This window comes from Pseudoalteromonas ardens (assembly GCF_030125445.1).
GTDB classification, from domain to species: Bacteria; Pseudomonadota; Gammaproteobacteria; order Enterobacterales; family Alteromonadaceae; genus Pseudoalteromonas; species Pseudoalteromonas ardens.
In genome coordinates, this window is the sequence record NZ_JASJUV010000002.1 from 679,133 (window position 1) to 701,622 (window position 22,490).

Annotated in this window: 17 protein-coding genes; 6 read left to right on the forward strand and 11 right to left on the reverse strand. The window is 45.9% G+C overall.

Going from position 1 to position 22,490, the window contains the following annotated elements:
- Positions 1 to 810: 810 nt before the first annotated feature.
- From QNM19_RS07925 to QNM19_RS07935, 3 genes are all read right to left on the reverse strand, one after another.
- Positions 811 to 1,149 carry a hypothetical protein gene (locus QNM19_RS07925; RefSeq protein WP_049864134.1) on the reverse strand — a complete coding sequence of 113 codons (339 nt, stop codon included), beginning with the start codon at positions 1,147 to 1,149 and terminating at the stop codon, positions 811 to 813.
- A 180-nt stretch (positions 1,150 to 1,329) separates the two neighbouring features.
- The gene (locus tag QNM19_RS07930; RefSeq protein WP_049864133.1) at positions 1,330 to 1,641 is read right to left on the reverse strand and encodes a hypothetical protein; all 312 of its coding nucleotides are present in this window, start codon (positions 1,639 to 1,641) and stop codon (positions 1,330 to 1,332) included.
- A gap of 9 nt (positions 1,642 to 1,650) precedes the next feature.
- Positions 1,651 to 2,169: a hypothetical protein gene (locus QNM19_RS07935; protein ID WP_049864132.1), complete on the reverse strand. Its 519-nt coding sequence runs from the start codon at positions 2,167 to 2,169 to the stop codon at positions 1,651 to 1,653.
- A 545-nt stretch (positions 2,170 to 2,714) separates the two neighbouring features.
- Between QNM19_RS07935 and QNM19_RS07940 the strand changes: the two genes are divergently transcribed.
- Positions 2,715 to 4,184 carry a glycosyl hydrolase family 28-related protein gene (locus QNM19_RS07940; RefSeq protein ID WP_049864131.1) on the forward strand — a complete coding sequence of 490 codons (1,470 nt, stop codon included), beginning with the start codon at positions 2,715 to 2,717 and terminating at the stop codon, positions 4,182 to 4,184.
- Positions 4,185 to 4,334: 150 nt separating this feature from the next.
- Here the strand turns inward: QNM19_RS07940 and QNM19_RS07945 are convergent, their stop codons facing one another.
- The 3 genes from QNM19_RS07945 to QNM19_RS07960 all read right to left on the reverse strand — a co-directional run bounded on the left by QNM19_RS07945 (position 4,335) and on the right by QNM19_RS07960 (position 7,038).
- Positions 4,335 to 5,207 carry a hypothetical protein gene (locus QNM19_RS07945; RefSeq protein WP_049864130.1) on the reverse strand — a complete coding sequence of 291 codons (873 nt, stop codon included), beginning with the start codon at positions 5,205 to 5,207 and terminating at the stop codon, positions 4,335 to 4,337.
- A 602-nt stretch (positions 5,208 to 5,809) separates the two neighbouring features.
- Positions 5,810 to 6,136 (reverse strand): hypothetical protein, encoded by a 327-nt coding sequence (locus tag QNM19_RS07955; protein ID WP_156202239.1) that lies wholly within the window; start codon positions 6,134 to 6,136, stop codon positions 5,810 to 5,812.
- 611 nt (positions 6,137 to 6,747) lie between these two features.
- Complete coding sequence (locus tag QNM19_RS07960) at positions 6,748 to 7,038, reverse strand: hypothetical protein (protein WP_049864129.1); 291 nt, start codon at positions 7,036 to 7,038, stop codon at positions 6,748 to 6,750.
- Between the two features lie 395 nt (positions 7,039 to 7,433).
- Between QNM19_RS07960 and QNM19_RS07965 the strand changes: the two genes are divergently transcribed.
- A complete protein-coding gene (locus tag QNM19_RS07965) occupies positions 7,434 to 8,315 on the forward strand; it encodes a hypothetical protein (RefSeq protein WP_049864127.1) in 882 nt (293 codons plus the stop codon).
- A 123-nt stretch (positions 8,316 to 8,438) separates the two neighbouring features.
- On the opposite strand, the gene QNM19_RS07970 is transcribed toward QNM19_RS07965, so the two are convergent.
- From QNM19_RS07970 to QNM19_RS07980, 3 genes are all read right to left on the reverse strand, one after another.
- Complete coding sequence (locus QNM19_RS07970) at positions 8,439 to 9,446, reverse strand: zinc-binding dehydrogenase (protein WP_049864137.1); 1,008 nt, start codon at positions 9,444 to 9,446, stop codon at positions 8,439 to 8,441.
- Between the two features lie 154 nt (positions 9,447 to 9,600).
- Positions 9,601 to 12,768, reverse strand: a complete 3,168-nt coding sequence (locus tag QNM19_RS07975) for an efflux RND transporter permease subunit (RefSeq protein WP_049864126.1) — start codon at positions 12,766 to 12,768, stop codon at positions 9,601 to 9,603.
- A 9-nt stretch (positions 12,769 to 12,777) separates the two neighbouring features.
- Positions 12,778 to 13,941, reverse strand: coding sequence for an efflux RND transporter periplasmic adaptor subunit (locus QNM19_RS07980; protein WP_049864125.1), 1,164 nt, complete (start codon positions 13,939 to 13,941; stop codon positions 12,778 to 12,780).
- Between the two features lie 129 nt (positions 13,942 to 14,070).
- On the opposite strand from QNM19_RS07980, the gene QNM19_RS07985 reads away from it, so the two are divergent.
- From QNM19_RS07985 to QNM19_RS07995, 3 genes are all read left to right on the forward strand, one after another.
- Positions 14,071 to 15,024: a LysR family transcriptional regulator gene (locus QNM19_RS07985; RefSeq protein WP_049864124.1), complete on the forward strand. Its 954-nt coding sequence runs from the start codon at positions 14,071 to 14,073 to the stop codon at positions 15,022 to 15,024.
- Between the two features lie 377 nt (positions 15,025 to 15,401).
- On the forward strand, positions 15,402 to 17,519 hold the full coding sequence (locus QNM19_RS07990) for a bifunctional 2',3'-cyclic-nucleotide 2'-phosphodiesterase/3'-nucleotidase (RefSeq protein WP_284026570.1): 2,118 nt from the start codon (positions 15,402 to 15,404) through the stop codon (positions 17,517 to 17,519).
- Between the two features lie 261 nt (positions 17,520 to 17,780).
- Positions 17,781 to 19,964: a DUF6359 domain-containing protein gene (locus QNM19_RS07995; protein ID WP_049864954.1), complete on the forward strand. Its 2,184-nt coding sequence runs from the start codon at positions 17,781 to 17,783 to the stop codon at positions 19,962 to 19,964.
- Positions 19,965 to 20,017: 53 nt separating this feature from the next.
- On the opposite strand, the gene QNM19_RS08000 is transcribed toward QNM19_RS07995, so the two are convergent.
- Entirely contained in the window at positions 20,018 to 20,857 is an 840-nt protein-coding gene (locus QNM19_RS08000; protein WP_049864938.1) for a DUF6279 family lipoprotein, read from the reverse strand.
- A gap of 215 nt (positions 20,858 to 21,072) precedes the next feature.
- On the opposite strand from QNM19_RS08000, the gene QNM19_RS08005 reads away from it, so the two are divergent.
- The gene (locus QNM19_RS08005) at positions 21,073 to 21,660 is read left to right on the forward strand and encodes a class I SAM-dependent methyltransferase (protein WP_049864939.1); all 588 of its coding nucleotides are present in this window, start codon (positions 21,073 to 21,075) and stop codon (positions 21,658 to 21,660) included.
- A gap of 44 nt (positions 21,661 to 21,704) precedes the next feature.
- Here the strand turns inward: QNM19_RS08005 and QNM19_RS08010 are convergent, their stop codons facing one another.
- Positions 21,705 to 22,310, reverse strand: a complete 606-nt coding sequence (locus tag QNM19_RS08010) for a DUF998 domain-containing protein (protein ID WP_049864940.1) — start codon at positions 22,308 to 22,310, stop codon at positions 21,705 to 21,707.
- Positions 22,311 to 22,490: the final 180 nt, after the last annotated feature.

The following is a 22,490-nucleotide window of genomic DNA, read 5'->3' on the forward strand; positions in this document are numbered from 1 at the left end:
GTCTGACCAACAGGTCAGTTACATCACGCGAACTGCTGCACGACAACCCCCTTATCTTTACTGAGTAAATACAGCGAAGAATGTGCTATACGTATACACTATTTAAGGAGCATTAAGTACTGAGGCTTAGGTGCGCCCGTGTAGGTAGGGATATTAGCGCAGGTCATAGTTCCGCCCTGGTCGTCATACATTAAGGTGACTTGCAAATCGTCTGTTAAAGAAGTGGTTGCCAATGAAACCCACAATGAACAGGTTACAATACTGATATCTGATGTGTCTTCGGTATTACATATTCTTGTATAATGATTTCTCCAGGTGCCATTAATGATGACGTTATTGCTTGCATCAATATATATTAGTGATCTTGCCATTACACCAGATATTCTTTGCCATCACATTCGCTGAAGCAAATGCAACCAACAACCATGCCTCTCATAACGTCCCCTTAACTCAAGGTCGCACCAATCGGTGTGCCTTATATTGCAAATACACAAACACACCCAGTGTCTGTCTCCTTTTTCAAATATAGTGCTTTTTACAAGTGTAGTGGTCAAGTTAAATTGACTGCACTTCTATCGTTTTGCCAGTACCTTTATTCTGACTGGTTTGGCGGCAAGCCAGTATGTAGGCAGGAGCAATATAGTAATGCAAGGCGATTGACTCCTGCGCTTCTTATTAGCGCTCGTCAGGAAAGTGTATCCCTGTAATTATGCACACAGCGCAGGCGCTATTACACAAAAAAGCGCTCACTGAGCGCCGATTTCGAATGGGTGCCTTTGCACCTTTTTCCGCCAAATTGGCTTGTTGTCTTTAATTTGTAGTGATGTAAGCATGTCTTAAATCTTCTGAGGCAGTTGCAAGAGAACAACTACCGGTGCCGCCCAGTGTTATTTGTTGTTTACTTATTTGAGCTGCTAACAGGATTGATAATATGTTTTGACCTTCAGAGGAAGTAGCGTCAAAGCTGAACTTCCATGATTGTGTACCACATGTTTGATTACTAACGTTCCCGTTTACCTGAACCTGGCATAATGGAGAAATGGATTTTGTGTGGCAAACCACTTGCTTAATGGTGCCCGTAAAACTTGCGCCAGCCTGCGAGTGAAAAGGCAGTAAAGTAAAAAGTAAAAGCAATGGCAATATTTTCATGTGTGCTCCTAAATCATAACAATGTACTAGCGTGTATTCCGATTAACCCTGGCCCAGGGTCATTCAAGATATATTTAAGTGAGGCTACTTTTAAGAGTATCAGAAAATTTTTCAACAACATAGATGGACACTCCAACGGTGTCTTTCGGGATTCAAACTCAAATTACTTTATTGGATAAACTATTGGCCAGAGTTCGGGGAAGGCGCCAGCAACCCGGCAAGCGCTCCTACAGATGCAGAGCCAATAGCGATCAATACATCAGGTATAGGTTCCGGTTGTGCGGTTAGGTAACCGGTAATAGCGCCAATTACAGTAGCGATTAGCGCAAACCCTAAAACGCCAACAACAATACGATATATCCACTTGTCATTTTCTAGAGGGGTACAAGGCTGTGACACTGCACTTAGCAATTTGGCTTTTTCTTCTGCCGACAATTTACTACTATCTACGATGTGCTTTATTGATTCTTCAATTTCATTAATACTCGGCATAATGCATTCCTATGATTTCCTTACTTTAATTGAAGGTCTATATGCTCTATTTTCACCTATCATTGAAACAGCCTTATTTCTTCCATCTTTCACTAAAACTTCATATTTCCCATTTCTCAAAGTAGCTTTATAACTAAACGTTCTAAAAGTAAAATAACCTTTCTCCTTGAACATTTTCCTTAATGACCTTCTATTAAGTAACCATTTTTCTTGAGAGATACCGACCTCAATGTTGTCCGTGGTTGTTATTCCAGATCTCCAGATAGTTTTGACAGACAGATACCCAAACTGCTCCAATATATTTAACGCCTCTTGACCTCCTTGAAATTCAAACCAAAAATATAGCTCTTTATTGGGCTTAACAAATACGCTACCGCTAACCAAGTCTACTGCTTCTCTATTTTCAACAGATAATGCATAACTCGCTCGAGATATGGAAATAACCCCTTTTGAAAAAGCAACATGAACAGGAAAGATCATCAGCAATAAGCTTAAACAGAATCTATAGATGTAGTTTTTGGCACTCATATTGCCACCTTCCGTGTATTCCTGTTACTTATTAATCTAACGCCCAGTCCAGATATGAGCACGCCAAACAAAAGCCGCCGCATACCGCATCAGTCACTCAAACCAAAGCATAGTAAATATGCCACGCATTGCGAATCCCTCTTTGGTGGGTGCCCGGCAAACAGGCCTGGATATGCACTAGTACTTAGTGTCTGATAAGTTGACCGGTCCCCACCTCCTTTCCACAGGCATAATTTATCACCCTTAATCCATTGAGCATTCTCTATAGGCAGGTGGATGCCATCCAAGATCATAACCTTGAATGCCGATTAACCCCAAAGACCAAGGCGACATTTGAGCGCTCTAGCAACATCAGGCTTAGGCTGAATAGGCACAAAAAAATCCAGATAACATATAGTTATCTGGATTTGAGAAAACAAACCGGATAAAATTAGCACCTCTTAAAGGTACTATCATCTGACCACTATGCGTCACTTTCAGTGTTGTCGAATAATCATTGTCGGGCGCTTTTTAACTCACTTAAAAAATAATAAGGGATATAAATTTTGAGACGCAGAGATTTTATAACTAGCGTAGCAGCAATAGCTGGTACAGGGGGAGTACTAGGCTTAAAAGCCCATGCTACTGAGTTACAGACTGGAGCATCTGATAACTCTCAGATTGTAAATGTCATTGACTTTGGCGCAACCGGTAATGGAAAAATCGATGATACAGATGCAATGAGAGCGGCACATGCAACCGGAAGGATTGTCTACTATCCCGCGGGTGAATATAAATTTTCATCTCTTGAAATGCGAACGGGTGGGATCATAGGCGAAGGCAAGAATACGATCCTAACCTGTACTGATACTGGAGAGCAACACGCAATTACCCACACTCTTGAGGATCCTGATGGCGTGCTCATTAACGAAAGAGGCGCGCTGTTTAGAGATTTTTTACTTCGTTATTCAAATGAACAAAAAAATGGTATCGGTATTAATCTCGTCCCATCAAAATTACCTGATGGTAACCCAGTTGAAAATTATACTTCTTATATCTCAAATGTAACTATACGAAATTTTTCAACCTGTATCAAAACGTCGCTTGTTTCTTATATGAATATTGAAAATTGCTATTTCGTCAACTTTCGAGATTTCGGTGTTCACTCTGACATGAACAATGAAATATTTGCAGACAACGGTGATAACGGGTTTATAAACAATTACTTTTTTACATCACCGAAATATTCGAATGCAATTTGCGTAAGATACAGGGCTGGCGGACTTCGCTTTATTGGTAACAAAGTAAACGGTGGGTTAATTGGTGTCGATATCACTCCTAACCAAAGCTCTTCTGTCGTTTTAATCAATGGTAACAGTATAGAAAACCAAACAAATACAGGCATACGCTTTTTTGTTTATCCTGAAGATATAGCTGCACGAGAGTTTGGTCGAATCGTTATCGCCAACAATCAGCTTAATCTCGCCGCTACTGATGGCTCAGCGATATCAATCAATTCACAGGTAAGCGATTTCAAATTAAACGACGTCAACATCACTGGAAATACTATCTATGCGGCCAGAACATCCGCAAATCTCATCGACTTACGAGGGGTTGATCGCTTTAATGTGGTTGCTAACCAATGTTATGCGCACGCAGCGGCCTCTAGCGGAGTTTATGTCCATGCAAATTGCAGTAATGGTAATGTTGAAGCCAACTCAATTATGGGCACGGCTTTGGGAGAGGTAATAAACTACAGCGACACGGTGACGGTTAACGGTATTAAGGCAAAGGTTACGGAGCGTATTCTGCTACCAACGCTTCTGGCGGGTGAGATATATGAAGGACAAGTCAATATACAGCAAGCCGGCTTCAGCGATGAGTGTATTGTGTTATGGAATATTGATGGTCAGGGACTTGACCTAAAAGCTTGGGTTACCAGCCCCGGACAAGTTAAATACCGAATTGCAAACTCAACAAAGAATGACTTTACCTCAACTGAAGTCGCTCAAACTCTGATAATCAGGCAAGTTTAACCTCCGGAGAACGTCACCCAAAATCGCTTTGGGTGACTTTAATTCCTGTCAGCTTTAGGTGCATGTCGCTTGTTTTTACGGTGGCCCAAACACAAAATCCAATCTTGAGTTTAAAATACCCAACTATGGGGATCGCACTTAAATGCCTTGTTAACTATTGTTAGCTAAAACCGCGTTTAGTTGAGGCCCATATGCTTCCAAAAACCCCTTTGTTAACTCAGAGACCCTAATCAATTCAGGTGTCAGCGAGCGAGCCATCTTTGTAGGATCGGACATCATATATAGTACAGTAAAAAACCGCTCTTTTTTTTCAGTTTCTAGCGCTTCTAAGCTTTTTATAATAGATATTAAATTATTGTCAGGTTTGCGATTTCCCATTTTAAACTGTGAGAGCACTTGAAATGCGTATGCCAGCCCTTCAGCACCCTGGGACATTAAAGCGTTGATGTTCTTATTTAGGTTTTCTAGCGTATTTTTAGATAGCTCATTTGTGACATCTACTGATGCTAAATACTCTCTCCCGAAATGCTGCACTAACGTAATAGTTATTCCCGGAGTAGATAAACATTCATCCTCGTACATGGTAAAAATATTGGATACATGCATAGAGTTATTGGATGAAGATAAGCTATCTAGTATTTTTTCTAGCAAAGATATAAAAGCAGGTTCCGAACTTAGTTGCTGGTTATTCTGAGCCAACTTAAGCAATGTAATTACTGTATCTCTATCCGTATGTGTAAAACTGTCAGATAAGTCAAGCTTTGTTGCTAACGCAAGGAGTTGAGAAAATATCTTCGCTGATTCAAGCTCTTGCCTTGCTTCACTTAGCTTACTATCTACCGCTTTAGTTGCATAAAAGTCCACAAGCTGCGTGATAACACCTATACCAATAAATGAAACGAAGCCGACAACTAAATACATATTTCTAAATCGTTTAGACTCTCTCTCAGATATTTTCGACTCGATTATTTCAGAAGCCTTCTTGACTTCTTCATTAATATGATTAGCAAAACCTTCTTCCATTTTATATCTCCTTGATGTGACGAATCTGTTAGGGCTAATGACTCGCTTAACCGGCACAACATCGCAGCCTAAAAACTAGCGAGGAACGAACAAAAGTCTGCTGTTTTTTGTCCGTTTAAGCAACTTACTAAGCAGATTTTTTTCACAGACATCCAGGCAGAATCAAAATAGGAACTCAGAACAATTAAGTCCTAAGCTCCTATTAGCTCTAAGCCGAGAAAGCCCTACGTTTAATCACAAATTCCCTGGAAAGTAGTCAAGTTCAGGCTATACAAGAACAAACCTTGCCTGAGCTAAGATAAATCGAAAGGACACTGAAAGACATTGCTAACCCAGTAACTACTCACACTGAATGAGATTGGCGTGTCGCTTTTTGTAAAGATGCTCACTGTAACCCGTCACTACTTGCTTTCGCCCCACAGCACCATGAAATACTTTTTTCAAAGACATACATGGACGCTCCAGCAATGTCATCAGGGTGTTTCCAAACACTCTAGTCCATTGTCTTCAGCCCACTGAGCCGGCACTATACGTAGACACCCTTGCAAAAGTACGGCATTTTCAGGTGAGCATCGCTTGTTTTTATCTGTTTCTTACTTTGACTATTTGTCAGATACAGCATAAATCAGCTTACATACACCACTATCTGTAGTTCTTACCCAAATTGGGTGTTCTGTTGTGTGAGCGGTTAATATAAGTGAATACACTGAGTCGTAGTTTTTAGAACTCGGATCCAGTTTAATGTATCCGTTACTACCAGCATCACATGATAGTTTTGACTCATCTCCAGAAGTACTTATTACCGTACCGCCATCAGACTCAACAACGATTCTTGTAATTTTAACCCCAGTACAACTCACACCACCACACGTAGCTAAAGCATTACCTGAAAAAATTAAAGGTAAAAGTAAAAAAACACTATATTTCATACTAACTCCAAAGTTATAACAGATAATTAGACTCCCTCCTTCGTGCAATGCCTATTACTGGCTAGCTTTTATGATTGGAGCCATACAGTTATGAACAATACTACAGTGATCAATGTTGATTTAACAAAAGATGTTTTGCAGGTTTGCGTGTACGTAAACCTTTAGGTGCGTTCGAGTGCAGAAATGACACCGCGAGCATTTACATTCTGGGTTGTTACTCGGTCTCCTTCAATCATCATATTCGAGACATATGCGACCTCCCATTATTGGAAGAGGCTCACTAGTAGTTACAAACACCCTGTGTTTTTACGGCTTAATACACTGAAAACAGCCACCAACATAGGGCACAAATGAAGCACTGCCATTTCAAATAATTTCTGACAGATAGGCATACCAATTGTTGAGGCCTATTAAAGCCCCCAAAATAAGCAACTTAAAAGGAGTAAAGAGTTCCTTCACATCTTCATTATTAGACAAGACACATAATGCTCAGTTAGCCAACTCAGAATATCAGGCTAAATTAGCAACAACGAAACGCAAGCCTTCTGTTTTTCACCCGTGAGAGGCAGCGCTTATGCTACTTTACTTTTTTAGGCCCTGTCATGTACCAATTACTCGGAGGTTTCAAACTCAAAACCACCTACTTTTTTGGCAACCAAGTTATAAACCCAACAAAACAGGCGCTGCATGAAGTAAAACATAACCCCATAGAATAAGGGAGCAAAAGCGAAAAATAAAAATGGAAAGCCGGGGATTTGTTCTCCATTGTTGGTCTTCATTTCTGGAGTCATAAAGTAGAAAAATATGGATACAAAACTGAGCGGTAACATTAAGATTACTAGCGTAATTGCAAACACTTTACTTGTCTGATGACCAGAGATATTTGTGATTTGAATTTTCATAGTAGCCAATTTCCCCTTTACATATGACGCCCACACTTGAGGAGTCCACAGACACCTATATTTCGAACCAATATGCTGGACACCAACAACATTGGTTGCGCTAACTTACATCCTACACAATATCCTCAGAAAAATCTGTAACTCCACCCAATTCAGGAGCTTTCGCTCTGCTTGTGGGCATTTGGAAATCTCGAATCAATAAAAATGTCGAGTCGATGACATCCATTCCAATATGAAGCTCAAAAATTAAAAAGCCGACAAATTGAACGTGCAGGTGACGTGCTATCCACAACACGCCTGCCACTAAGTATTGGCTTTTTGTCGCTTTGTGTATTTAGATTAGGTTGCTCAGTATAGATGTCTTAGAATAGCCTTCTCATACAAAGGAGGCATGCATGACAATAATCAGATACTGTTGCGACGATATCTACATACTCGATCTAAATAGAGGCGATGAACTCAAAATCGCTGATAACATAGAAGACGCGATAAGTATTGGGCTAGCTTTCAACGGAAAACTAGAAATTGGACACTACAAGGAAAAGATTGAGAATGCCTCACAGTTACTGAGCTATCTCGATAAAATAAAACGTAATGTTGCCAGCACTGGAAGAGTTCCTCTCATAGTGCTCACGGGTCACGCCAACAAAGATCATCTCCAGCTGCCAAACCGTGAGCATATCCACTGGAAGGATGTTTTTGCTTTACTCTCTGAGATCAATGAACTAACTAGAAATAACCTGGCTGTTTTATCTAGCTCTTGTTGGTCCGCTTTTGCCCTTAAGCATTCAGTCAAACTTGGTAGCAGAGCGCCTGTGTATAGCCTCATTGCACCTGAGGTTGCCATTGAAGCAGGTAGTGTGGCTGATGGTTTTGGTAATTTCATTCGTGAATTACTGCGCTCGGAAGATTTGCAAAAAGCGATTCAGGCATTTGATGACACTGAGGCGGTTAATCCTAAGCACTACGCACTACATTTCTGTGGTATGTTGTTTAGAAAGGCGATCTATCAAACTATTAAAGGAATAATTAACACTGATTATGAGAACTTATATCAAGCAGCGATAATACAAGAGCCTGCTTTGGCAAACTTTTCGAAACAGACAATGATAGATGGCCTAATTGAACTCAATCAACACAAGTTTTATCCGGTGTATGACAGGTACTACCGACATTACATGATGCTTGATCTATTCTCTGAAAACGAAGAACGCGATGCTTTCGATGTCAAGGCTTTCGAAGAAGAGGTGAGAGCTGGAAAAATTGTCATTGAGTAAAACAATCATCATACAGCCATAGGTTGAAAAGAAACTCTACCTCAGGTTTTGGTAGCCACTTTCAATGATGAAAAAGCCCTACCATCAGGCCGGGCTTTGTTAACTCATAAATATCGTTGCGGTTTAATCACGCGTAATGCGGATCACCGGGCGCTGCTGGCAGGTTTTTCCAAGAAGGCAACTTAATGCGTCACGCACGGTGTCGACGCTAAAGTCGAGCAATTTAACCTCGGGTGCCTTGATACGACCATTGCTGACATCATCGAGTAGCTGGCGGCCCATAAAACACAAATGTTGCTGGGCACACAAGCTGTTGGCCATCCACGCTCCGGCAACTGAGACCACGCCAATGTTGGGCGCTTTCTCAAAGAGCAGCTCTTCGGGGATGGTGCCAAAGCCATTCAGACAAGCGATCCGGCCACAGAACCTCAGATGACGCAGGTCATTCAAGAAGGAGTCGCCGCCTTGTGTATTCAAAATACAGTCAAAACCACCCGGCCCCATTTCTCGCTTGATCTGTTCGCACACCGACTCAGATTCGCAATCGAACACCCAGTCTGCACCAAGTTTACTCAGTCTCTTGTGGTGTTCTTTCTGTGCAAAAGCAAACACCTGAGCACCGCGCTGTTTGGCATATTGCACTGCAAAGTGAGCCACGGCACCCTGTGCGCTGTTGATAGCTAAGGAGTCGCCATCCTGCACCTGCATTTTATCCAGTGCCAGTAGTGCTGCCATCCCCGCATTGGGTAAAGACACTGCCACTTCGCCGCTCATGCCATCGGGTACTTCCGACACCGCATGGCTGGGAACAACCGCGTACTCTTTCAGCATCCCCTGCTCTGCCAGGCTGGCATTAAACAATACCCGACTGCCTTTGGGCGGAAATACCCCTTTTGCTGCTGAGACCACAGTCCCAACGGCATCCAATCCCAAAATGTGAGGGTATTGCCACTGGCAAAATCCGTCTTTCGCCATCCGTGCGTCCAGGTGATTCAGTGCCACATAATCAATGGCAACCAGCAACTCGTTGTCTCCAGGTACTGGCATGGCGTGCTCTGCCATCGCTAAGTCAAACTCGGCGCCACATTGACGCAGTTCCAGCGCTCGCATGGTGGATTTTTCGACTGACATGAGTGGTTTTCTCCGCTTTTCGGCCATTTTGAGGCCTGGTTGCCCATAATTTTAACTTTCCGATTATGGGCAAAACTTCGCAATTGTTGCTATTAAACCATCTTGGTCTCTGTCAAACAACTCAATGTTGTGACAGGTGTTTAAATCCTGTTAACTACTCTTTCTCGATAACTGGCTCGTTCACACTGTCCTTTGAACTTTCTTTTAAGGTAACCAGACGATAGAACACGGGCGTAAATAGTAAGCCAAATACCGTTACCCCAATCATACCAAAGAACACCGCATTACCCATTGCCTGACGCATCTCTGCACCTGCCCCTGAGGCCAGTACCAGAGGGACTACACCAGCTGTGAACGCAATTGAGGTCATCAGGATAGGACGCAGTCGTAAACGACACGCTTCCATGATGGCTTCCAGATGGGTAGCGCCGGTTTTATGTTTATCGCGGGCAAACTCAACCATCAGAATCGCGTTCTTCGAGGCCAGTGCCACCAGTACAATCAGCGCAATCTGGGTGAAGATATTATTGTCACCACCGAGCATGTATACTCCCGCCAGTGCAGAGAATATCGTCATTGGCACTATCAAGATGATGGCAAGCGGTAAACGCAAACTCTCATACTGTGCAGCCAGTACCATGAAGACCAACACCACAACCAGCGGGAACACATATACCATGGTATTGCCCGCCAGGATCTGCTGGTAGGTTACCTCAGTCCACTCATAACTGATCCCTTCCGGTAAGCTCTCGGCCAGTACAGATTCAATCGCTTCTTTGGCCTGATCTGAGCTGTAACCCGGCGCCGGGCTGCCGTTCAGTTCAGCCGTCATATAACCGTTATAGTGCATTACCCGATCCGGACCTGTGGTGGGTGTCACCGTAACTACCGAGCCGAGCGGTACCATATTGCCAGCGGCATTGCGTACCTTCAGGTTGTTGATCTGTGACTGTTTGGCACGAAACTCAGCGTCGGCCTGTGCTTTTACCTGGTAAGTGCGACCAAACAGGTTAAAGTCATTCACATACACAGAGCCAAGATAAACCTGTAGCGCACTGAACACTTCATCCAGCGGAATACCTTGTAGTAGTGCCTGCTCACGGTCAACGTTAATGTCCATCTGTGGTACCTGGATACGGAAGCTGGAGTAAAGACCCGTCAGTGCCGGATGTTGCTGAGCCTGACCAATGGTACCCTGCAGCGCCGCAAACAAGGCTTCGAACCCTTTGTTACCTCTGTCCTGAAGCTGCAATTTAAAGCCACCTGTGGTACCCAGACCAAGAATTGGCGGCGGCGGGAAGACCGCTACAAAAGCCTCATCAATTTCAGCAAAACGCATATTCAGTTGCATCGCAATTGCATGGGCCGAGAGGCTGGGATCCTGACGCTCCGAAAAATCAGCCAGTGGCGTAAACACGATGCCGCTGTTAGTGCTGTTAGTAAAACCATTTACTGACAGACCCGGGAATGCCACAGTATGGGCAACACCTGGTACTTCCAGCGCAATTGCCTGCATTTGTCTGACAACGGCTTCAGTTCTGTCCAGGCTAGCCGCATCCGGCAGTTGTGCCACCGCAACCAGATACTGCTTATCCTGCTGAGGAATAAAGCCACCTGGCACTGAGTTAAACAGGCCAACGGTTGACCCAACCAGGCCTAAGTAAACTACACCCACGACAACGCTCATGCGGATCAGCTTCTGTACCAGCTTCTCGTAACCTTGTGCACCTCTGTCGAACATGCGATTGAACGGTTTAAACAACCAGGCACCAAACAGTTTGTCCAGCACACGAGTCAGACCATCTTTAGGCGCATCATGCGACTTCAACAACAAGGCAGAAAGCGCAGGTGACAAGGTCAGAGAGTTAAACGCAGAGATCAAGGTTGAAATCGTGATTGTCAGGGCAAACTGCTTGTAGAACTGGCCCGAAAGTCCGGTAATGAACGCCGTCGGAATAAATACCGCACACAGTACAAAGGCAATCGCGATAATTGGACCAGTTACTTCAGTCATGGCAATTTTAGTTGCCTCGAACGGACTGTATCCGTCAGCAATATTACGTTCTACGTTTTCAACCACCACAATGGCGTCGTCCACAACAATACCGATGGCCAGTACCAGACCAAACAAAGACAGCGTATTAATAGACACGCCCAGCATCTGCATCACCGCAAAAGTACCAATCAGTGACACTGGCACAGCAATTAATGGGATGATTGACGCTCGCCAGGTTTGCAAAAATACCACTACAACCACAACAACCAGCAGGATGGCTTCAAGCAAGGTCTGAATAACCGCATCAATTGAGCCGCGCACGAATACAGTCGGGTCATAGGCAATTTCATAGGTCATGCCTGTCGGGAAGTCTTTAGACAGACGTGCCATTGTCGCACGTACGTTATCTGACAAGGCAATGGCATTAGAGCCCGGGCGCTGGAAGACAGGCATGGCAAGCGCAGGCTGGTTGTCCAGCATGGCACGCAGCGCATAGTTTTCCTGGCCCAGTTCAACGCGGGCAATATCCTTTAAGCGTGTGATCTGGCCCTGCTCACCCACTTTAATGATCACTTCTTCGAATTCATCAATCTGAGTTAAACGACCTTTTACGTTTAACAATACCTGAAACTGGTTTTCATCCGGTGAAGGTTGAGCCCCCAGAGAGCCTGCTGCTACCTGTTGGTTTTGCGCACGTAATGCGCTGATCACATCACCTGCAGTCAAGTTGCGGGCAGCCAGCGCATCGGGGTTTAACCACACACGCATTGAGTATTTAGCACCACCAAATAGTTGCAGATCGCCCACTTCAGGCAAACGCTTCAGCTCATCTTTAATATAGATGTCCGCATAGTTGGCCATGTAAGACGTATCCTGCAGACCATCCGGAGAAACCAGATGAACCACCAGTGCCAAGTTAGGTGACGACTTTTGCGCTGTCACACCCAGTCGCTGCACTTCCTGTGGCAGGCGCGGCAAGGCGTTATTCACGCGGTTTTGCACCTGAACTTGTGCCTGGTCCAGATCGGTACCCAGGGCAAACGTCACAGTCAAAGTCAAACGACCATCGCTGGTTGCCTGAGATGAATGGTACAACATGTTTTCAAGGCCGTTCAGTTCCTGCTCAAGCGGCGTTGCAACAGTCTGACCTATAACTTTGGGGTTCGCGCCCGGGTAGCTGGCATTCACCACAACAGTAGGTGGCACGACTTCCGGATACTCACTGACCGGCAACTGAAACAGTGAAATGGCGCCGGTGATCACAAACACCAGCGAGAGCATGGCCGCAAAAATCGGCCTGCTGATAAAAAAGTGAGAAAAGTTCATAATGGCCTCTTAGTTTGCAGCGCTGAGCTGAGTGTCGCGCTGTGCAATCACAAGACGGGTATCATCCAGGTTCAGCGTGACCATGTTTGGCGTGATTGGCATACCCGGTCCGACACGCGCAGGACCATTGGCCGCCACTTTATCCCCATCTTCTAGACCCGATTTAATCGCGCGGAATGCGCCGTAGCGTTCGCCCAGCTCCACCAGGCGATATTGCAAGGTGTTGTTAGCATCAACGGTTAACACAAAGCGGTTTTTCAGATCGGTGCCAATGGCACGCTCAGGCACTAACGGCATCGTGGTCGCGTCTGCGGCGCCTAAAGAAACTCGGGCAAACGCACCTGGCTTAAGGCCATGCTGCTGGGCATCAAATACTGCGCGAACACCTAACGTACCGGTATTCGGGTTAATTTCATTGTCGATAAAGTCGACCACGCCAGGTACAGATGCACCACCGTTGATACGCTGCAACTGCACCGTGACCGCATCGGTAGCATCAACACCGGCAAATTTGTCGCTCCAGGTGCGCTCATCCACATCAAAGTAAGCGTAGATCTGCTGATCTGACACTATGGTTGCCAGTGTGGTTTCGCCCGCACTTACATAATTGCCTTTGGTCACGATGGCACGAGATACGACCCCACTGATCGGCGCTTCAACCTGACTGAACTCCAGATCCAGACGCGCTTTTTTCAACTGTGCCGCAATAGCATCACGATTGGCCTGTGCCTGACGTAATGTCGCCGCGCGCTGCTCAGCAAGCTCGGTTGACATGGCTTTCTCAGCCACCAGCTGCTTAGCACGACGCGCTTCACTTTTTGCCTGCATCAGAGCTGCATCGGCGCTCACCAATTGCGCGTTCAGAGTTTCAACCTGCACCTCAAATGGGCGCGGATCGAGTCTGAACAGGATCTGGCCTTTTTCAATCCGCTCACCTTCTTTGAATGTCATCTGCTCTACCTGGCCAGACACACGCGGCTTAAGCACAACCCGCTCTGGTGCCTGCAAACGCGTAGTAAAGGTATGCCAGGACTGGACCGGCGCCATTTTGACCTGTGCCACATCAATGGTCAGTGGCGGTGGCTGCTGTCCTTCTTGTGCACTTGGCTGGCTACAACCGCTGAGCACCAAAGCAAGTGCAACCGCACTGAGTGTATAGCTAATTTTATTCATGACATTCTCCGACAGTATGAGTTGCTATGATGGTACGAAGAATTACCGTGAAGAAAAATGGTAGTTTTTTAAAAACATTAGTGCCAGAATGGCACCAATAAACTTTTCTTTGTGTTGAAAGGACAGATTATGGATACCACCAGCCGCTTGATTATGTTGCTCGAAGTTGTTGAGCAGGGGTCATTTTCTAAGGCCGCTGAACTGAGAAATATAGACCGTTCAGTGATCTCCAAACAAATAGGCAAGCTCGAAGAAGAACTGGGTGTTCGACTACTGAATCGCACTACCCGATCCTTTTCCCTGACTGCGGCCGGTGCTGAAATGGTAAAAAAGGCAGCAGATCTGCGCTTGTTATTGCAAGATACCGTGCAACTGGCGGAAAACTATCACCAGGAACCCAGAGGCTTGTTGCGCATTACCGCATCGAGTTATATTGGCCAGCATTACCTGATGCCAGTCATCAACGATTTCCAGAAGCGCTTCCCTCAGGTCAGTGTTGAGATACGTATGGATGATCGGGTGGTTGATATGATCTCTGAAGGATATGATCTGGCTTTTCGGGTTGGTGAGCCACGTGACTCGTCTCTGGTTGCCCGCAAGATAGCCCGAAACAAAATGCTGATCCTGGCAACACAGCGCTTTATCGACACCTATGGCGAGCCCAAAACCATGGCCGATCTGGCCGACTTACCTGCGGCTTCCTACAGCAGCTCCCATTTGCGCTTTGAGTCCATCAGTTATATCGACGAAAATGGTAAGCCTCAGGAACAGCCCATTACACCAGTGTTCCGCTCTAATGATGCCGAAGCTCTGATGTCCAAAGTGTTATCACATACCGCATTTTTTACCGCACCGGCCTTCTTTTTTGCCGATGGTGTCGATACCGACCAGCTGGTCCCGATGCTGACGCATGTCAACCTGCCCGACTACAGCGCGGTGTATGCTGTTTATCCACACCGAGATCTCCCCGTCAGAACCCGGTTATTTTTGGACGCGGCACGGCACTATATCGGCGAGCATAAACCGCGCTGGGAGCTAAATATTCCCGGCATTGACCAGCTTTATCAGGCAATCAATAAATAATTGCACTGTATGGGTATATTTATACCCATACAAAATATTCAATAATGACAACGGCAAAATAACAGTAGTAATGACATGTTGTGCGCTGTAGAGCGCAAAAACTCGAGGGAAAGAGGTTTTTTCAGATTTAATTCAACTTCGAATACATCAATAATGTTATTTCACAAAGAGTCATACATACACATCATCAAAATCACTAAAGCCGTTATTTTTCATGGTAGTGCAATTCAAATTGAGGTGTTTACCGGGATGTTAATGCACAAATTAAAGTCATGTATTAGCCATATATATGGCACACAGATGCCATGAATTCTTAGCCTCTTTGTCTTTTTTGGTTTCTATAGTACTGCCCCTGAAACAATTACAGAGTCAGGATTATGAAATTAAAATTACTAACACTTGCAATGCTTTGCGGCAGTGCCGCTTTACTCACTGGTTGTTCGGATAGCGACAACGAGTTGCAATTCAAAGAGCCGCCGAAAGAGCAGCAAACGGACGATGATAAGCAGCCTGTAACTGACAAGCAACCGACTGACAAAGGTGACAATAAGCAGCCTGAAGAGCCCAAAATTGCCGAAGGTACACTGCTTGAGTTGCGCGTCATGGAAACCACGGACCTGCATGCTAACCTGATGAACTTCAACTACTTCTCGAACAAAGCAGATGACAAAGTCGGTCTGGTCAAAACTGCAACTCTGATCCGTCAGGCACGTGAGGCAGTTGCAAACTCCGTACTAGTTGACAATGGTGACCTGATCCAGGGCAGCCCGCTTGGCGACTATATGGCAAAAGTCAAAGGCCTTGAAGAAGGTGATGTACACCCAATTTATGAGGCGATGAACACGCTGGATTACGATGTGGCAAATATCGGTAACCACGAGTTTAACTTTGGTCTGGAGTTTTTAGACGAAGCCATTGACGACGCCAAGTTCCCATATATCTCGGCCAACGTATTTAAGGATGACGGTGACGATGACCCAAGCAATGATGTGCCACTTTTCACGCCGTATCTGATCAAAGAGAAACAAGTCGTTGATAAAAATGGTGACACACAAACGCTGAAAATCGGTTACATCGGTTTTGTTCCACCTCAGATCATGCAGTGGGACAAAGCAAACCTGGAAGGTCAGGTTATTGCCAAAGACATCGTCGATATGGCCAAACACTATGTGCCCAAGATGAAAGAAGAAGGCGCGGATATCATCATTGCTATTCCTCACTCTGGACTGGAAACGGCTGAGAAGAAACCTCTGGCTGAGAATGCCAGCTACTACCTGTCAAAAGTCGACGGCATTGACGCCATCATGTTTGGTCATGCCCACGCTAACTTCCCTGGTTCGCGCTATGCAGGCCTTGAAGAACATGGTGTCGACAATGAGAAAGGCACCATCAATGGCGTTGCAGCCGTGATGCCTGGTTTTTGGGGTAATAACCTGGGTATCATCGACATGACGTTAGAATACGGTGCAGACGGATGGCAGGTAAAAGACACTCAGTCGACATTACAACCAATTTCTGTCACCAATGAAGATCGCACCGTCACGTCTTTAGCTGACAATGATGCCCAGGTCGAAAACGCGGCAATGACCGCCCATGAAGAAACCAAAACCTGGGTTAATGAGCCGTTTGCTAAGATTGCTGACGAGGTCAACAGCTATTTCGCACTCGTCAACGACGACCCGTCAATTCAAATCGTTACCGATGCTCAGCTTTGGTATACGCAAACAATTGTTAAAGGGACTGAACTAGACGGTCTACCTGTGTTATCTGCAGGCGCGCCATTTAGAGCAGGACGTGGTGGCCCGGATGACTTTACCGCGGTCGATAAAGGTGACATTGCTTATCGTAACGTAGCCGACCTGTATATTTACCCGAATGTACTGAAAGTCCTTAAACTCAATGGTGCTGAAGTTAAGCAATGGCTGGAAATGTCAGCGGGACAGTTTAACCAAATCACGCCAAACAGTGAAGATGTTCAGGTTCTGGTTAATACCGACTTCCCTTCTTATAACTTTGATGTGCTGGACGGCGTGAGCTATCAAATTGATGTGACCGAGCCTGCGCGATACGACACCAAAGGCAATAAAGTCTCTGAAGGTAACCGCATTAAAGCCCTCACCTACCAGGGCGAACTGGTAACGGATGAGCAGGTGTTCCTGGTTGCAACGAATAACTATCGTGCTTCAGGTGGCGGTAACTTCCCAGGTATCTCAGGTGAGAAAATTGTGGTTGATTCTCCCAATGAAAACCGCCAGGTCGTCGCCGACTTCATTGCACTACAGTCAAATAAAAACCCCGAAACCGGTATGGATCCGAGCGCCGATGGTAACTGGTCATTCGCACCGGTAGAAGGCGCAAACGTGGTGTTTTACAGCTCTCCATCGGATAAAGCTGCCGCATTCAGTGCGCGCTTTGCCCATATCACACCTTTAAACAAAACCACTGATGATGGTTTTGCAATCTATCAAATCGACCTGACTCAGTCTGCTAACTGAATTTCAGAGCGATAAATAAATTAAAAGCCACGCACTTGCGTGGCTTTTATATCGCGCCGTAATCACAGGCAGTATGCGGCAATTTCATATCAACCTGCTGAACTGAACGCGCAATTTTGAGGCCAAAGGATTGTGTGCTTGCCAGGGAAACTTGGCTATTCAGCGAGCTTAACTTAGTTCGCAATCAGTTTACTCACTGAGTTAATGCGCTCATTTAGCAAAGGTAGTCAGGCAGGTTGATATTCACAACGGGAATTGATGATGAAACTATCTAAACTCACAGTCTTAGGCCTTGGTGTAACGCTTGCGCTTAGCGCAACCGCTTTGCAAGCAGCTACACCGTATAACTGGAATAACACCGCACCGGTCAAAGTACCAAGTGCACAACAAAGTAATGGCAAAACCGTTCTGTTCGACGTCTCGCACGGCGGCGTTGAAGGTAATGCCGACTGGGTAATCGACGGCGCATTTTCTGACTTCGCCGACGCCCTGGTCGCTGAAGGTTACCGCGTTGAGGAGTATCGCGGTGTCGATTTAAACAATGACGGTAAAATTCGCTTTTTTGATGACCGCAGTTTCTCAACTCAGGCAAACGAGGCCATCATTACTTATGATGCCATCAAACATGCTGACGTGTTTGTCCTGGCTGAAACCAACCGTCCATTTACCCTGGCAGAGCAACAGGCGCTAGAAACCTTCGTCGCCGCAGGTAAAGGCATCTTCTTTATCGCCGACCACTATGATGCGGATCGCAACCTCAATACCTGGGATGCGACTGAAGTCTTCAACGGCTATAACCGCTCTGATCTGAGCAAGTATAATATGGGTGGCGCTTATGGCGACTGGCGTAACCCAAAAAGCGCACAACAAGGCTGGTTAGTAGAAAACTTCGGTATTCGTTTTCGCTTTAACGGCGTTGACTACAAGCAAGGCGTCAGCGGTGTTGAGCCGGCTTATCAGACCGAAGGTCTGACACAAGGTGTCGCGCCTATCTTGATGGCGGCTGGTGCAACCCTGGCGATTGTCGACGGTCAAAAAGCCAAAGGACTGGTTTACTTTGCTGAAACCGACAATCCGACTAAGTGGCGACATGCCAAAGACTCAGGTTTGTATTTTGGCGGAGAAGCTGAAGGCCCTTATGTAGCAATCGCTAAATCAGGTGCTGGTAAAGCAGCTTTCATTGGCGACTCTTCACCGATTGAAGATGCAACGCCTAAGTATCGTCGCCAGGACAGTGGCAACACTAAGAAGACTTACCCAGGCTGGACAGATCCGGGCCACGCATCCGTGCTGTCAATTAACATCGTCAACTGGCTGGCTACGCCAGAGAGCTATACCCACTTTGATGGTGCCAATGGCCGCACACCTGGTCGCGTCACACCAGTGCCGATGACCTCAGAGGAAATGTTCGATCCTAACAATGGCCAGCCCTGGAGCAACCCAAGCAATGGCTTCAACCCTTGGGATACGGATACCTATAAAGACAACTCTTTCAATGCGCCGTATGGCCAGGGCCAGGTAGACCCAGATCCTGATCCGGATCCAGATCCGACACCAGGTACTGCGGTTTCCGTTGCTGACGCTTTGGCAGCGACAACCGGTACTGAGTTGGTCGTTCAGGGTAAAGTGACTGATGCCGTCAATGGTATCTATGGCTTGCTACTGACTGACTTAAATAACCCGAATGTCAGCATCAATGTTAAATTAGAGTCTAATCAACGCGCCGACTTCAACCCGCAGTTGAACCCTGAAATTCTGGGTAAAACTCTATTAGTAACCGGTAAGCGTAACAGCTACATGGGTGAACCAGGTATCCGTTATGTCACGGATTTAGTTATCGCTCCAAGCGCACTCTCCGTTTCTCAGGCGCTGGCCACCGCGCAGGGTGAAACTATTACTTTAACCGGTAAGGTCAAAGCACCGCTGAACAGCATCTACGCTTTGGTCCTGTCAGACTTATCTGACGACAGCACCACCATCAACATCAAGCTTGAGTCAAGCCAGCGCGCTGAGTTCAGCCCTCAGCTGAACCCAAGCATTCTGGATGAAACTTTGGTGATCACAGGTAAGCGCGACTCGTACATGAGTCAACCAGGGATCCGCAACGTCTCTGAAATTGCCAAAGCGTCGTCAACTTCACCAGACCCGGATCCAAACCTGGATATGACGGTTAGCGAAGTACTGGCAAAAAGCAATGGCACACCTGTTGTTGTAGCTGGCACCATTACTTCTGCCATCAACAACATTTACGCCCTGGAGCTGAGCGATCCAAACGCGCCAGGTAACAAGCTGTACATCAAGCTGGAATCATCACAGCGTGCAACATACAGCCCTCAGCTGAACCCTGCTTTATTGGGTAAAAAACTGCGCGTAACCGGCGTTAAAAATGACTACATGAGCCAGCCTGGCGTACGTAATGTCACGGCCCTGACTCTGTTAGACTAAACCAAACTAACGGGTTTCAAATCAGGCGACGCATTTCGCGTCGCCTCTTTCCATTACTCATTCTCTGCAAGTGACTGAATGTCCTCAATCAACTCTTCCAGCTCAGATACCAGACGTTTTTTCTGTTTAGCACTGAGGCTTTGGTATACATCCAGCAAATATTGATGGTTGACTTTGCTATTTTGCTCATTAGCCAGGTTCAGCTGCTCAGAACGATAGACTTCTGGAGCCATCAGCAACTCAGACAGCCTGGCTTTGAACGCATCACCGCGCTCGGGCTGAGCGAACAAAGCTCTGAGCTCTCCCTGATAACGCGCGCGATAGTCTGACCATAACGCAGCAGTGCTGACTTGCTGCTCATACAACTGCTCAATGCGCCCTTCCTGTTCAGCAGACAATCTACCAATCCAGCGCTTAAGGTTGTTCTTACGCTCTTTTAGCCAGCGTTTGTGTTTTTTCTGCTCCGAACGCTTTGCTCTTTTCTCTGTCCGCTCAGCTTCTCCTTCGGCAATTTCATCAAATAGTTCACTGACCTGTGTGTCACTGAGCATCGGGGCCATTTCGACCAGATCAGGCACCACTTTGTTACGCAAGCGATGCCAATGTTCAAGCATTTGTTCACGATGGTAGCCAATCCGCTCCAGCGTAATTTTGTCATTTTCTATATCTGATTTCAGCATGGTAAGCTGCTGGGCGTACTGTGTCAGCTCCTGCGACTTATGCCAGTCCAGCCAGGCAAGCAAACGCTCATCAAACTGCGCTTCCTGTTCATCGGTAAGCGAAACATAGTCATCAAGATACCAATAGCTCAGCCAGTCGGCGTTTTTATAAATAAATTTAGTTGAACAGCCGGTCATCGTCAGTAATGCCAGCACCAGTAAGAACTTTCTCATCGTCGTATCCATAGTCCGTGTTATTAGTCTCTTTAGTTAATACGGAATTCGACAAAATGTGGACTAAAAAAGTGTCTGTAAATATTTCGTTCGTTACAAACTCAGCCTAATCCCGAGATCTAACAATAAGCCGATTATCGCAAAATCTGAGCCCTCCCCCTCACGGCAACTAGCCTGCATACTGATGCCCAGACAAACATACACGAGGAATACCTATGAGCCACTGGAATGATGAAGATGCCATCAGCTATGACAATAAATGGGGAGAACTGGATTTCCACCAGCAGATCCCTCAACTTGCTGGCGTACAACCAAGTTTCAATATAGTTGAGTTAGGCTGCGGTGGCGGGTATCTGAGCTTATGCCTGGCACAGGCTGCTGAAAATGTACGTGTAACAGCATTGGATCCGACCCCTAAAATGATCGCGCTGGCAAAAGCGCGACAACATAAAGCTGGCCTCTCACAAGCGCAGTTGCAGTTCTTTGAAGCCGGTGCTGAAGCACTGGATGTCAGTCCAGACACTCAGGATTTAGTGATCGCTGCATTTTCCGTCCATCATTGGCAAAGTCCGGCACAGTCCATGGTATTGGTTTACACTGCACTCAAGCCCGGCGGTAAGATCTGGATATGTGAGGATCTGGATGCACCTACCGAAGGACATACCGAAGTGCACGCTGAATTGAAGACACTTAACGGCGTTAAAGGACTGCTGCAGCAAACTGGTTTTATCCAGCTATCACATAAAGTGCATCGCAGTCATGAAGGTGAATTTCTAATAATTGAGGCACTTAAGCCGTCATAAAACAGCTAAACAAAGCGCCCGGCTATAGGTCCGGGCAACCATCATTACATCAATACCAGAGAAAATACACTCAGCCAGATCAATTGAGTCCAGTAAGACAAGCGTTGATACAGACCTGCGCCGCGCTTAATTTGAAACGCATTTACCAGTTTGGCCGTGAAAAACATCGAGATTAGAACTATCAGGATAGAAAAAACACGAAACCAGGGAGTAACCAGTTCAGAGTCCGGACTAATAGCCACAAACACGGGTGCCAGTAATAAGGTTAACATTACGACAGAGCCAGCGGTGGAGTGGATCAAACAATGACGACTCGGTGTGGGTGTATAGGGGTCTTTATCCATCGGAAAATAACCCGCAAACCAGGTGCCAATACCATGAAACACAATCAACACTCCGGTGATGTAAAACGCGATACTGGCCTCAGGTAACTGCGTCACATGCCAGCCAAATATCACAAACATCACACTCAATGGATAGTTATTTAACCAGGGTGATAACTTTTGAGTTGGGCTCCCTGCAGCCCCCAATTCACTGCAAAACTGGTTAAAGTGATCGTAATTCGGATAAAATCGGCCTGCAATGTAGACCCCACATGTGATCCACACGGTCGCTACTAGGCCCATTAACGCTGTATAATATTCAAACATCCTCTTCCTCCTTGGTCCAGGAACAGCTATAGATGACGGTTAAACGCTTTTCTTATTGTTCTGCACTATGTCAAAAACCACTTGTATACTAAGTGCTAATACAATGTACCCATTAACGACTCAAATTGCAAAAATTGAGCTGTATGAGTCTCCTACCGATATCTCCTTCTAGATATAAAA